The sequence below is a fragment of the Methylorubrum suomiense genome, assembly GCF_022179765.1.
Taxonomy (GTDB): Bacteria; Pseudomonadota; Alphaproteobacteria; order Rhizobiales; family Beijerinckiaceae; genus Methylobacterium; species Methylobacterium suomiense.
The window spans coordinates 216,839-229,292 of the sequence record NZ_BPRE01000002.1; the positions used below are offsets into that span (position 1 = coordinate 216,839).

The following is a 12,454-nucleotide window of genomic DNA, read 5'->3' on the forward strand; positions in this document are numbered from 1 at the left end:
CCCCTGCGCCGCGATGACGCCCCGGATGGGTGAGCCGCGACGCCTCTCTCACGGCGACCGGCAGGTATCGCCGCGCACGGGAGTCCTTGCCGGGCTTGGCTCGTTCTCGTTGACCCGCGCCTGGCCCCTGCAAGGCGGCCTCGCTCAATCCTCGACCACGCGGCGGAGCCGGGCCCGGCGGAGGCTGACCTGCCGGGCGCCGATGCGCTGCAGGGCCCCGTCCTCCTCCAGTTCCGTGAGGGTGCGCGACACGGTCTCGATGGTGAGGCCGAGGTAGTCTGCGATGTCGCGCCGGGTCATAGGCAGGTCGAAGGTGCCGGTGCCGCCCAGGCGCCCGTCGACCTCCATCAGGAAGGTCGCGACGCGCTCCACGGCCGAGCGGCGCCCGAGCAGCAGCATGTGGTCCTGTGCGTAGCGGAGGCCGCTCGCCGCCATGCCCCAGAGCTGGCAGGCGACCTCGGCGCTACGGGTCGCGGCACGCTCGATCCCGCGCCGGCGGAAGACGAGCACCCGGGTGTCCGACAGGGCCTCGGCCGTGTGGCGGTGGGTCTCGCCTTGCTCGAACTCGAACAGGTCGCCGGGCAAGTGGAAGCCGGTGATCTGGCGCCGGCCGTCGCTCAGCACCTTGTGGGTGCGCACCGCGCCGCCGAGGACCTTGTAGACGAACTCGGCCTCCTCGCCCTCGCCGTAGACCTCTTCCTCGCGTGCGTAGGAGAAGGGCGTCCCGATGAGCTCGGGGCAGCCGGCGAACAGAAAGCACTCCGGCTTGGCGCCTACGGGGATGTTCGTGATGACATGCGGAACGCCGGAAAGGGTGATCTCGTTGGCCATCGCTCGTCTCCTCGACCGCATCGGATGGACGGGAGAGTGACGGGGCCGCGGCGAGGGCGAAATTCCGGTCGGTCTCTTAAGCAGGCTCGCGTAAGGGCATCTACGTAGGTCCGGCTCACCGCTCAGCCGAGCGCCGCGTACATCCAGCCGCCCGCATGGTCCGGGACCATGACCAAGCCGAAGCGGGACGCGAGCAGCGAAGCGACGGCGGTGGCGAGCCCGTAGGCCACCAAGGCCAGGATGAGCGTGACCGCGTCGGCTTGACGGCGCAGTCCATGGACCGACGCGCAGCCGGAGGTGAACGCAGCGGCAGCGACGAGCGCGAAGGGGTCGAATGGCATGGCGGTCCTCGCGGATGGATCGGTCGTGCAGAGCATCATTCCGGCGGGCGGCATGGAATTGACTGAGGTCAACTAGGCTTGCGGCGAAGGCACAGGCTGCACCTGGACGCTTGGCCGGTTGAGCTGGATCAAGGGAGAGGGACCTCGTCCCTGCCAGCCTCGGCGGACAGCCGGACCGGGGAAAGCGCACGGCGACCCCCACGCTGCGCCCTGGGCCGATCCGCGCAAGCCGCCGCGCCCGCCAAGACCCGCGGCGGGCTGTTCCTCAAGCCTGGAAGGGGTGGCGAGTGCGGTCGTCCTCGGCGGCGATCATGCCCGCGAGCGCATCGAATGCGAGCGGCTTCTCGATCAGGGGAAGACCTGCGGCGCGCGCCCGCGTCCGGATACGCGGGTCGGGGTGGCCGGTGACGAGGACCACGGACACGCGCGGATCGAGGTCGCGCAGCCGGGCGAACACCTCCAGACCCTCCATGCCCGGCATGACTTGGTCGAGCAGCACCATGGCAGGGCTCGGGCCTGGAAAGGCTGCCAGCAACTCGCGGCCGCAGGCGAAGGTCTCGACCCGGTGGCCCTCGCTCTCAAGCAGGAAGCGGGTGGAGTGCAGGACGGCCGCGTCGTCGTCCACGACGTAGATGAGGGCTGAAGGGGCTGACGGCATGGCGGTCGCCGGGGCTGCGCTATTCTCGGCCGGTAGGAAGCCGCCACCATGCGGGACCGCCCGGCCCCCTGCCTTGACCTGCCTCAAGCCTCGTTCATGCGATGCCGGCCAGCACCGCCCAGCGCACCAGTTCCTGCAGGTTCGCGGCCTGCGTCTTGGCCATGAGCTTCGCCCGGTAGATCTCGACGGTGCGCGGGCTGATGTCGAGGACGCGGCCGATCTCCTTACTGGTGCCCCCGGCGACGAGCTGGTCCAGCACCTGCCGCTCGCGCTCGCTCAGGGTGCCGATACGGCGCACGAACTCCCGAAGGCCCGGGTCGGCGGGCGCGGCCGGCCCCGCGCGCTCCAAGGCCGAGCGCAGCGCCTGGAGTAGCGCCTCGTCGTCGAAGGGCTTCTCGATGAAGTCGCAGGCACCGAGCTTCATCGCCTCGACCGCGAGCGGGACGTCGCCGTGCCCGGTCATCATCACCACCGGCAGCGCGTGGCCCGCCGCCCGCAGGCGGCGGAGCAGCTCCAAACCGTCGACGTCGGGCATGCGGATGTCGGTCAGGACGGCTCCTCCGGCCGGCTTCGGGAGCCTGTCGAGCAGGTCTGTGCCGGCCTCGTAGAGCCGCACCTCGAAGCCCTCGGTGCCGAGCAGGAAGGCGACCGAGTCTCGCATGGCCTCGTCGTCGTCGACCACGTGCACGAGCTCATTTGCCATGCCCATCGTCCCCCTCTTGCGCCGCCGGCAAAGTCAGTCGGAAGGTCGCCCCGCCGGCGTCGTTGCGCGCGACCGTCAGGCGACCGCCATGCGCCTCGACGATGGTGCGGCAGATCGAGAGCCCGACGCCCATCCCGCTTGGCTTGGTCGTGACGAAGGGCTGGAACAGCCGGTCCGCCACCTCGTCCGAGATGCCCGGCCCCGTGTCCGACACCGCGATCTCGACGGTCTCCGGCCCGACCGGGCCGGCCTCGACCGTCAACTCGCGCCGGTCGCCGTGCTGCATCGCCTCGCGGGCGTTGCGCATCAGGTTGACCAGGACCTGCTGCACCTGCACCCGGTCGGCCAGGACCGAGCCTGTCCCCGGGGCGAGCGCGACGCGTGCCGTCACCCCGTGCTCGCGGGCGCCGACGAGGGCGAGGGCGCTGGCCTCCTCGATCAGCCGCGCGACCGGCTCGACCCGCTTCTCGGTCTCGCCGCGGGCGACGAACTCGCGCAGGCGCCGGATGATCTGCCCGGCCCGAAGCGCCTGCTCGGCCGTCTTGTCGAGGACCTCCATCGTCCGCGCGGCGGTGTCCGGACCGGGCCGTGCCAGGAGGCGCTTGCAGCCCTTGGTGTAGTTGGCGATGGCGCCGAGCGGCTGGTTCAACTCGTGCGCGAGCGTGGCGGCCATCTCCCCCATCGCGCTCAGGCGCGAGACGTGCACGAGCTCGGACTGCAGTTCCTGAAGGCGGGCCTGGGTGTGCTGTCGCTCGGTCAGGTCGTTGATGAAGCCGGTAAAGTAGACCTGCTCCCCCGAGCGCATCTCGCCGATGGCGAGTTCCATCGGGAAGGTCGAGCCGTCCCGCCTCTGTCCCGTCACGACCCGATTGGTGCCGATGATGCGCCGCTCCCGCGTGCGCCGGTAGCGGTCGAGGTAGCCGTTGTGCTCGCCCCGCATCGGCTCGGGCATCAGGATGCGGACGTTCTCCCCGACCGCCTCGGCCGCCGCGAAGCCGAACAGGCGTTCGGCCGCCGCGCTGAACGAGTGGATGAGCCCGGCCTCGTCGATGACCACCATGGCCTCGGGCACGGTGTCGAGGATGGACCTCAGGTGCGCCTCGCGGGCACGCAGGTCCATCTCGGCCCGCTTCTGTTCGTCGATGCTGAGCACCACCCCGCGGTGACGGTGGGGACGGCCGTCCGCGTCGAGGCGCACGCGGCCGCGCGAGCGCAGCCAGTAGACATGCCCGTCGGGCTTCACGACGCGAAAGTCGACCTCGTAGCTGCCGCCCTCCCGCAGAGCCTTCTGAATGGAGTCGGCCCGGGCCCGGCGGTCGTCCGGGTGCACGAGCGCCTGGGTCGCCGCGAAGGTGGTCAGCCGTTCGGGCGGCACGCCGAAGAGGCGCTCGCAGGTCGGCGAGACCGTCACGCGGCCGCTCGGGATATCCAGGGACCAGATGCAGACGCCGACCTCGTCGAGGGTCTGCCGCAGCTCCTCGACGGTCGACGTGCCGTCGCCGGCCTGAATCACGCTGGGCGCGTCGAGGGTGCCCGTCATCGCTCATGCCCCAGGGGAACCGTCCCCGCGCCGGGCCTGTGGAGGCGCCTGCCGCGGCTTGGCCGGCGCGCCGACCGATGGCGGACCCCCGGGTCCGGGGCCACCTCGGCTTCGCCGTTGCGAAGCTACCTCATGTCGAGGGTCGCGAACAGCCGTTCGGGGGACTTGAGGTGGATCAAGGCCGGCGTACCGGCGCGGGGCCAACCATGGGGTCCCGGTCCGGAGACGACCCATGTCCAAAACCTCCCCATCCCCCCTCGCGGGCATCCGCGACGTCCTCGTTGGCACCGCCGTTGAGGGTGAGCGCGAGCCCGCCTCGTCGGCCATCGGCTACGGCCTGACGCTGGCCAAGGCCGCCGGCGCCCACCTCACCGTCCAATCGGCCTCCTGGCGCCTTTCCGGCGACGACGCCTGGCTCGGCGACTTCGATTACGAGGGGGTCTCCGTCATCGACCGCCGCCTCGACGCAATGGCCCGCTCCATCGCGGAGCGCTCGGCCGGCGACGCCGCTCAGGCCGGGGTGGTCTGCACGACGGAGGCGCCGAGCCTGCCCTACCCGGACATCGTAAGCCGGCTGGCCGGGCGCGCCCGCCTGCACGACCTGACCGTGCTGGACATCGGCCCGCGGACCTACGACCTCGACCGCGAGATGATCGAGAAGGCGCTCTTCCACAGCGGCCGGCCGGTCATCGCGGTCCCTCCGGGCCATGCGGCATTCTCCGCCCGGCGGATCATCGTCGCCTGGGACGGCAGCGCCCAGGCCGCCCGTGCCGCCAACGACGCGTTGCCGTTCCTGCGCGCGGCCGAGGCGGTCGAGATCGTCTCGGTCGGGAACGAGGCGGAGATTCACGCCGAGGTGCCCGGCGCCGAGTTCGCGCCCCACCTTGCGCGGCACGGGGTGAGCGTCAGCGTCAACGACCTTTCGAGGGGCGAGGGTGTCGCCGCCACCCTGCGCGCGCAAGCCGGGCTGTTCCGGGCCGACATGATCGTAATGGGCGCCTACCGGCACTCCCCCATACGCGAATACTTCTTTGGCGGCGTGACGCGGTCCTTCCTGCGGGGCAGTCCGGCCCCACTGTTCCTCGCCCATTGAGCCCAGGGAGGCCGCGATGCCCAGGCGAAAAACCACGCGACGCGGCGCGGCCGGTTGCGTCGCGCAGACGCGAAGTCCCGGGCGTCGGCCCGCTCGATCCACGCCGACGACGCCCGAACCCCGCGAGGAGCCAGCCCAAAGGCGGGCACCGAACCGACCGGAATGGGCGGACCCGCTGAACGAGGAGGAGCTCCGCGCCCTGGAGGCCGGCTGGGGCTTCGTCGAGTAAGCCGGCCGGGCCGGTCCAGGCCGCCGCGGACGGGATCCGTGGCGGTCGGTCCGCGTGGCGGTCGCTCAAGGTCGCAGCGTCTTCAGGTAGGCCGTCAGGTCGGCGGCATCCGCGGGATCGAGCCGGAAGTCTGGCATGGCGGGATGCCGGCGGTCGACGCCCTCGGCCAGCACGTCGGCGAGGTCGTCGACGGGGAAGCGTCGGGCCAGCGTGCGAAAGGGCGAGGCCTGCCGCAACGAGCCCGCTCCCCGGGATCCGGTCGCATGGCACCGGGCGCAGTGCGCGCGGGCGAACGCCTCGCCCCGTGCCGCCGACTCGTCCCGGGCCGCGGCGGGCGAGGCGACGAGAAGGCCGGAGGTGACGGCGGCGCCGATGCGTTGGCCATACCCGCGCATCAGTGGCACATCAGGCAGCAGACCGGGGACCGTTCGAGGGCGTCGCGGGTGACGCCCCCGAAGATCCACTCCCGCAGGCGGCTGTGGCCATAGGCGCCCATCACGATCAGGTCCGCGTCCTGGCGCATGGCGAAATCGAGGATCTCGCCGCCCTCGTTCCCGACCGCCCGCAGCAGGTGGGTGGTGGCGTGGGCGCCGTGCCGCGCGAGGTGGCCGGCCACCGCCTTGGCACCCTCGTGCCGCGCGTCGGCCCCTACCGTCGCGACGAAGACCTCGTCCGCGCCGGGGATGAGGGGCAGCACGGCCGAAACCGCCCGCCGCGCCTCCACGCCGTCCTTCCAGGCGACGACGATGCGGGTCGCCTTCAGGTGCACGAGCCGCGGCGGCACGACGAGGACGGGCCGGCCCGCCTCCATCAGCACGGGCCCGGGCGGCACGCCGAGGGGGCCGGGGTCCTCGTCCTCGGGCCCGCGCCGGCCGACCACGACGAGGTCGGCGGCGCGCGCCTGCTCGACGAAGTGCGTGATGGGCCCGGCGAGGGCAGCTTGCCAATCGGTGCGCGTCTCCTCGCCGGCGCTGCGCTCGAACAGGACGCGCGCCTGTTCGAGGATGCCGAGGACCTGGGCCTTGTTGCGCTCCTCCTGCTCGGCGGCGTCGTAGACGTCGCGCACCAGGATGGGCGCCGGCACTTTGTGGGCGGCCACGCCCGTGAGCGTGGCCCCGAAGCGCCGGGCGAGGCCCGAGGCGAGGCGTATCCGGTCCGGTGCCGCGTCGCCGCGGTCGGTGGATACGAGGATGTTCGCGTAGTCCATGGCCACCTCCGTCGTGCGTCGATGCCGACGATGGCAGCCTGGCCACGGTTAGGATGGCGCACCTTGATCCAACGCAAACCCGCGGGCGGGGTCACGTCGGCTTCGGTACGCCCGGCACCGGGAACTCGCGAGCGGTCCGGGCGCCGCCGAGCACGCGCATGGCGTTGAGGATCACGGCCACGTCGATGGCCTCCTGGAGCAGGGCGCCCTGAAGGGGCGTGAGATGGCCTAGCGCGGCCGCGACCATGCCGGCGAGCGACAGCCCGATCCCGGCCCACACGCTCTGCAGCGCGATGGCGCGGGCCCGCCTGGCGATGCGCACGGCCTCCGGCAGCGGCGCGAGGCTATCGACCAGCAGGACGACGTCCGCCGCCTCGGCCGCCGCCGCAGCGCCCCGGGCGCCGAGCGCCACGCCGAGGTCGGCCGACGCCAGCGCCGGCGCGTCGTTGACCCCATCGCCCACCATCATCACGGGACCGTTCCGCCGCTCTGCGGCGACGGCGCCCGTCTTGGCGGCGGGGTCGAGGTCCGCGGCGACGGCATCGACGGGCAGGCCGGCGACGAGCGCCTCCGCGACGGCGCGACGGTCGCCGGTCGCGAGCACCACGCGCTCGATCCCGCACGCGCGCAAAGCCGAGAGTGCCCTGCCGCCGTCGGTCCGCAACGGGTCCGCGAGTTCCAGGACGGCGGCCGGCATGCCGTCGACGGCAACCAGGACCGTCGCCGTCGTCGCGCCCGCATGTCCGGCACCGTCCGCCGGCGGGAAGCGGACGTCGTGCATCCGCATCAGGCGGGGCCCACCCACGAGGACATGTCGCCGCTCGACCCACCCGCTCACGCCCTCGCCGGGATGCTCGATGACCTTCGTGGGCTGCGACAGCGCCAGGCCGCGCCGGCGCGCCTCCTCGACCAGGGCCCTCGCTATCGGGTGGCCCGAGGCTTGGTCGAGGGAGGCGGCCAGCCTCAGCGCCTCCGGCTCGCCGAACGGGGCGAAGGCTCGCGCCGAGGCTAGCCGAGCTGTGCCATGGGTCAGGGTACCGGTCTTGTCGACCACGAGCACGCGGACCTTGGCCAGCGTCTCCAGGGCGCCGCCGCCCTTGACGAGGACGCCGATTGCGGCCGCGCGCGACAGGCCTGAGACGAGCGCGACGGGCACAGCCAGGATCAGCGGGCAGGGCGTGGCCACGACCAGCACGGCCAGGGCCCGCACGGGGTCGCCGCTGGCGGCCCAGGCGCCCCCGGCCAGCAGGAGCGTGAGGCCGAGAAAGGCGAGGCCGTAGCGGTCGGCCATGCGCGCCAACGGTGCTTTCCGGGTCCGGGCCGCCTCGACGAGTCGGACGATGCCGGCATAGGTGCTCTCGGCCGCGGGTCGCTCGGCCAGCAGCGTGAAAGCTGTGCCGACGTTCACCGAGCCGCTGAGCACCGGGTCGCCCGTCTCGACAGCGACCGGAAGCGCTTCGCCGGTGAGGCTCGACCGGTCGAGCACGGCGCGGCCCGCGGCGACCCGCCCATCCACCGGCAGGACGTCGCCGACGCGCACCAGGACGCGGTCGCCCGGAAGCAGCGCCGCGATTGGCACCTCCGTCAACGCGCCGCCGTCCTCGCGCAGGGCCATGCGAGGTTGGCGGGCGATCAGCGCCGTCATCGCCCGCCCGGCACGGCCCGCGGCGTAGGCTTCGAGCGACTGGCCGCCGGCGTACATCAGGGCGATGACGGCTCCAGCCAGCGGCTGCGACAGGGCGAGCGCTCCGCCCATCGAGAGCAGGGCGACGAGGTCGAGCCCGACGTCCCCCTTCGCCAGGCTGGTCACGACCTGGGACGCGAGGACGGCGAGGACCGCCAGGGTCGCGAGCGTCCATGCCGTCGCCGCGATGTCCGCCCGCGCGAGCGCCTGAGCTAACAGGCCGGCGCAAAGGCCGGCCAGCGGCAGGACCGCCAGCCATCCCCGCAGCCGCGGCATCCATCTGGCCGCCGGCATTGCTGTCTCAGTCGAGCCCAGGGCCGCCGTCGTCATCATCGGGGTCGCTCCCGGTAACTGCGTCTCCGAGGTGCGCCTGTCCTGCCCGGGCGGCCTTGCGATGGATCAACGCGCGCCCGCGTCGAGGGGGGAGATTAGGACGAGGCAACCGCGCGGAGCGCTCCGATGTCAGTCTCGACCGCGTCCCCTCTTACGGGCATCCGCGATGTCCTGGTCGGCCTTACAGAGGAGGGCCGCGGGGACGAGGCAGCGGCCTCCTTGGGCTATGGTCTGGCGCTGGCGCGGGACGCGGGCGCCCATCTCACCGTGCAGTTCGCCGCCCTCCGGCTCATGACCACCGGCCTGCCACTGTGCTGGTTCGCCGACGAGCTCGTCGGCACCGAGAACGGTCGCCTGGCCCTCCTCGCCCGGAAAGCGGCGGAGCGGATCAGAGAGGACGCGGAAGGTGCGGGCGTCGTTTGCACGGCGGAGTCTCCGAGCCTCATGCACCACGAGGTCATTGCCCGGCTCTCGGCCAAAGCCCGCCTGCACGACCTGACGGTCCTCGACGCGGATCCCTTCGCGGCGATGCCGGACCGCGACCTGATGGAGGGCGTGCTCTTCGGGAGCGGGCGCCCGGTCATCGTGGTGCCCCAGGGCTGGGACACCTTCCGGGCGCGTCGCGTCGTCGTTGCCTGGGACGGGAGCGCGCAGGCAGCGCGGGCGGCGAACGACGCGCTGCCGTTCCTGCGCGCGGCGGAAGCGGTCGCCGTGGTCTGCGTCGAGGACACCGAGCGGCTGCTGTCGACGGTGCCCGGCGTGGAGTTTGCTCCGCACCTCGCACGCCACGCCGTTGAGGTCACGATCGATGACCGTCCGGTCGAGGTCGACGTCGCCGAGACCCTGCGCAGGGCGACCGAGCAGTTCGGGGCCGACATGATCGTGATGGGCGCTTACCGGCACTCGCGCATGCGCGAGTGGTTCCTAGGCGGCGCCACGCAATCGCTGCTGGCCCAAAGCGCCATCCCCCTGTTTTTGGCCCATTGACGAGCATTCGAGCTCGTTCGCACAAACTGATCTATTAGTCCAAGCTGCCAAGGCTCGTCCCTGTGACCGTCGCTGGCACTTCTGCTTCTCGCCTCGAAGCCGACATTCGGGAAGAGGGTGCAAAAAGTCTGCAAGGGGTCAGGAGTTAGCATGTTGGCTATTCGGTCGTGCACGACGGGCAGGCCCCTGCTCTTGTGCGCCTGCAGGTCGGCGGGCAGACGATGAGGGGGACGTCGCGATGGCTTAATACAGTGGCGGCTCTAGATACAGTGGCGGCTCTAGCCGAGTCCGCACAGCGCCTCGTAGATCCGGATCGGCGTTAGTCGCTCGCGGGCTGACCTGCCGGCGTTGGTGGTCAACATCCGATCGAGATCTTCGCGCCACGGCCCGAGCTTGGGCAGAGGCTGCACCTCACGCTCGTAGGCGAAGGCGGCGGCCCCCGACCGAATGACCTTCCGGACCGTGTTGCGCGAGACGTGCAGATCGCGGACGATGTCTTTGATCGAGCGACCGCGGGTGAAGAACTCGCGCCGGATGCGCGCAATCGTGCCGGACACCTCTCAAAGCTGCGACGTGGGCGTGGACCGATGTGGCTATCGGCCGGCCTCGCTGGAGGAGATCCGCTAGAGGATAGCGGCGACGCCCGCCGTGCCGGAGGAGATCCGGCTCGGGCGCGCGATGGAGGCTGGAGGTGAGGAATAGCGGGGCCTTGTGCCCCTGGAGCGTCCAGTATTTGGGCGCTTCATCGGTTACAGCAGATTGATGTTGTGCTTCTTCCTGATGCGGTGCGCTGTAAGGATCAACTTACGCACCGCACGCCATTCGTCTGAGAAAATGTCGCCGAGGATCTGCGTCGGGTCGTCGTACCAGTCCCGCTTGCTAGGCGGGATCGCGCGGAGTTCGAGATACCGCTTCGCGATTCCATTGAACGCCTGGCGCGCGTCCGCTTCGTCGAAGTGCGCCCCGCGCTCATACAGCATGATGGCGAACGGAAGGTTGCGTTCGAACGCTTCCTGCATGGCCGGCCCACCGGCGACGAGGTCACCCAGCCAGTCGTACAGGCACTCTGTCGCAACCGGGCTGAGGCTGTCGTAGACGCCCTCGTCAAAGTTGAGCGCGCGACAGCACTTGCCGCACAACGACGGTCCTGCCCAACCGCATCCCTCTTCGTCGTCGGCCTTCTCGCATGTGATGCCACAGACGACGCACGTGTCGTCTTCTTCGCGGCGGTACTCGGGGTCCGTATGCCTCATGGGCTCTCTCCATGCATGGCCGGGGTGGCCACGCATGCGAAGAAAGGCCAGAGGCTTTCGCCCGTCGAGTCGATCCAGTCGTCAACCTTAATGCGGTTGACGCACCTTTCCCGTCCTTCGGTGTTAGACCACGCATACTTGGTGGCGCAATAGGGTGTGCTGTTTTACGGTTAACGAGACTTCAACTCGCCAGGGCGATGTGCTCGTCGTACTCGGCCAGGAACTCGGTACTACCGCCGTCCCCGGCGATTACGTGGAGATAGGCCGAGAGCAGCGAATGCCGTGTTTCGTTCTCACGGCCCATTAGGTACTCGCGCAGGACCAGGTGCCGCTGACCGGCCGGTATGGTCCGGCGGGTCCAGTGGTCGGTCTGCGGCGTCGAGGCCCGCGCAACGCGGCGCGAGATCTCGTGCTCCATCGCCTCGTCGAAGGGCTCCATCTGCAGCACGACTTTGGCGGACATCGCGGCGGCGCGGATCTCCAGGAAGCCGGACCCAATTCGGTGTCGTGGATGAGGTACGCCTGCGTGCCGGCAACCATGCGCACCTGCCGGTGCGTCCGGAAGCATCGCACCTCGACGGCATCGAGGTTACCGACGTCGTCGGCGAACCGCGCTGCGGCTTCCTCGCGTGGGATCGGGACGCGCGGTTGCATGAATACGCCTCGCTCGTAGCCGAGCGCGACCGCGATCCGCTCAAGGCTCTCGCTACCGGCGGGCTCCGCCCTCTCGACCCGCTCGACGGTGGACAGCGAGACGCGGGCGAAGTCGGCTAGGGTTTCCTTCTTTCATTGCCGCAGCCCGCGAACAGTCCGCGTCATCATCGCCACCAGTTCGATGGGCGGCACCACGGGTACGCCCTGCGGCGGTTCCATCGCCGCCAAGCGTTCGATCAACTGCTTCGGCGTCATGACGGCCTCCTTTCGACACCTTGACGATGCCTCGGGCGATCCGCGCAAAGGAGGTTGGAAAAACCTTTAGATGCGGCGACACGCCGGTCGTCCCCCACCCCGTGCCTCGGGATACGTCCGATGCAAGCGCGGCAACGGACACGTCCTTCCTCGTGCCGGCAAACACAGAGGACCGATACGACATCGTGACCTCTCGCCTCCGTCCAACCTCAAGGCGAAGCGGGTTCGAACACGGCTGTTCATCGGTAGCGGGCACGGAACGGAGGCCATGGCGCCGGCGTTGCGATCATGTTACCCATTGGGTAATGACTTGGAGAGCATTACCTTGCAGGTAACGGTTTCGGCCTATGGATCTCGCCGTCAGGGGTAAGCGGCTGTGCAAGCAGCTTACCGACCCGAAGAAGATGGCCAAGGCCTTCGGCGACCGCGCGCAGCACATCCGGCTTCGGCTGGGTGTGCTGAGGCAAGCGAAAAGCCTGTCGGACGTCCCGACCGGCTCGCCGGACTACCGGCATATGCTGACGGGTGACCGGAAGGGCCAGTTCTCCGTCACCATCAAGGACAACTGGCGCATCGTCTTCGTGCCCGACCACGACCCGGTCCCGTCCCTCCCGGATGGCGGCGTCGATGTCGCGAGCGTCACGGCGGTCGAGATCGTCGAGGTCGTGGACCACCACGGGAAGTGA

General features: G+C 70.5%; 15 protein-coding genes and 1 pseudogene. 4 read left to right on the forward strand and 12 right to left on the reverse strand.

The genetic code is table 11. The annotated features are described in order from the left end of the window. Positions 1 to 144 precede the first annotated feature (144 nt). The 5 genes from MFF26_RS04320 to MFF26_RS04340 all read right to left on the reverse strand — a co-directional run bounded on the left by MFF26_RS04320 (position 145) and on the right by MFF26_RS04340 (position 4,073). Positions 145 to 831 (reverse strand): helix-turn-helix domain-containing protein, encoded by a 687-nt coding sequence (locus tag MFF26_RS04320; RefSeq protein ID WP_238307599.1) that lies wholly within the window; start codon positions 829 to 831, stop codon positions 145 to 147. Between the two features lie 122 nt (positions 832 to 953). Next, positions 954 to 1,172 carry a hypothetical protein gene (locus MFF26_RS04325; protein WP_238307601.1) on the reverse strand — a complete coding sequence of 73 codons (219 nt, stop codon included), beginning with the start codon at positions 1,170 to 1,172 and terminating at the stop codon, positions 954 to 956. Between the two features lie 265 nt (positions 1,173 to 1,437). Further along, a complete protein-coding gene (locus MFF26_RS04330) occupies positions 1,438 to 1,830 on the reverse strand; it encodes a response regulator transcription factor (RefSeq protein WP_238307602.1) in 393 nt (130 codons plus the stop codon). 94 nt (positions 1,831 to 1,924) lie between these two features. Next, positions 1,925 to 2,533, reverse strand: coding sequence for a response regulator FixJ (fixJ, locus tag MFF26_RS04335; RefSeq protein WP_238307604.1), 609 nt, complete (start codon positions 2,531 to 2,533; stop codon positions 1,925 to 1,927). Continuing rightward, entirely contained in the window at positions 2,523 to 4,073 is a 1,551-nt protein-coding gene (locus MFF26_RS04340; protein WP_238307605.1) for a PAS domain-containing sensor histidine kinase, read from the reverse strand. The genes fixJ and MFF26_RS04340 overlap by 11 nt, the downstream gene beginning before the upstream one ends. A 232-nt stretch (positions 4,074 to 4,305) precedes the next feature. Here MFF26_RS04340 and MFF26_RS04345 point away from each other — a divergent pair, with 232 nt between their 5' ends. Then, positions 4,306 to 5,166 carry a universal stress protein gene (locus MFF26_RS04345; RefSeq protein WP_238307606.1) on the forward strand — a complete coding sequence of 287 codons (861 nt, stop codon included), beginning with the start codon at positions 4,306 to 4,308 and terminating at the stop codon, positions 5,164 to 5,166. A gap of 294 nt (positions 5,167 to 5,460) precedes the next feature. On the opposite strand, the gene MFF26_RS04350 is transcribed toward MFF26_RS04345, so the two are convergent. From MFF26_RS04350 to MFF26_RS04360, 3 genes are all read right to left on the reverse strand, one after another. Beyond that, positions 5,461 to 5,790 (reverse strand): c-type cytochrome, encoded by a 330-nt coding sequence (locus tag MFF26_RS04350; protein WP_238307607.1) that lies wholly within the window; start codon positions 5,788 to 5,790, stop codon positions 5,461 to 5,463. Next, the gene (locus MFF26_RS04355) at positions 5,790 to 6,602 is read right to left on the reverse strand and encodes a universal stress protein (protein ID WP_238307608.1); all 813 of its coding nucleotides are present in this window, start codon (positions 6,600 to 6,602) and stop codon (positions 5,790 to 5,792) included. The genes MFF26_RS04350 and MFF26_RS04355 overlap by 1 nt, the downstream gene beginning before the upstream one ends. Before the next feature lie 91 nt (positions 6,603 to 6,693). Beyond that, entirely contained in the window at positions 6,694 to 8,616 is a 1,923-nt protein-coding gene (locus MFF26_RS04360; protein ID WP_238307712.1) for a heavy metal translocating P-type ATPase, read from the reverse strand. Positions 8,617 to 8,745: 129 nt separating this feature from the next. Here MFF26_RS04360 and MFF26_RS04365 point away from each other — a divergent pair, with 129 nt between their 5' ends. Continuing rightward, positions 8,746 to 9,606, forward strand: coding sequence for a universal stress protein (locus MFF26_RS04365; protein WP_238307610.1), 861 nt, complete (start codon positions 8,746 to 8,748; stop codon positions 9,604 to 9,606). Positions 9,607 to 9,887: 281 nt separating this feature from the next. Here the strand turns inward: MFF26_RS04365 and MFF26_RS04370 are convergent. The 3 genes and pseudogenes from MFF26_RS04370 to MFF26_RS04380 all read right to left on the reverse strand — a co-directional run. Then, positions 9,888 to 10,163: pseudogene (locus tag MFF26_RS04370) on the reverse strand (IS21 family transposase); the annotation flags it as partial. 192 nt (positions 10,164 to 10,355) lie between these two features. Beyond that, a complete protein-coding gene (locus MFF26_RS04375; RefSeq protein WP_238307612.1) occupies positions 10,356 to 10,859 on the reverse strand; it encodes a hypothetical protein in 504 nt (167 codons plus the stop codon). A 181-nt stretch (positions 10,860 to 11,040) separates the two neighbouring features. Then, positions 11,041 to 11,322, reverse strand: coding sequence for a hypothetical protein (locus tag MFF26_RS04380; protein ID WP_238307614.1), 282 nt, complete (start codon positions 11,320 to 11,322; stop codon positions 11,041 to 11,043). Between the two features lie 44 nt (positions 11,323 to 11,366). On the opposite strand from MFF26_RS04380, the gene MFF26_RS04385 reads away from it, so the two are divergent. After that, on the forward strand, positions 11,367 to 11,633 hold the full coding sequence (locus tag MFF26_RS04385; RefSeq protein ID WP_238307615.1) for a hypothetical protein: 267 nt from the start codon (positions 11,367 to 11,369) through the stop codon (positions 11,631 to 11,633). 12 nt (positions 11,634 to 11,645) lie between these two features. Here MFF26_RS04385 and MFF26_RS26440 read toward each other — a convergent pair whose 3' ends face one another. Then, entirely contained in the window at positions 11,646 to 11,768 is a 123-nt protein-coding gene (locus MFF26_RS26440) for a hypothetical protein (protein WP_283207389.1), read from the reverse strand. A gap of 347 nt (positions 11,769 to 12,115) precedes the next feature. Between MFF26_RS26440 and MFF26_RS04390 the strand changes: the two genes are divergently transcribed. Beyond that, complete coding sequence (locus MFF26_RS04390; protein ID WP_238307617.1) at positions 12,116 to 12,454, forward strand: type II toxin-antitoxin system RelE/ParE family toxin; 339 nt, start codon at positions 12,116 to 12,118, stop codon at positions 12,452 to 12,454.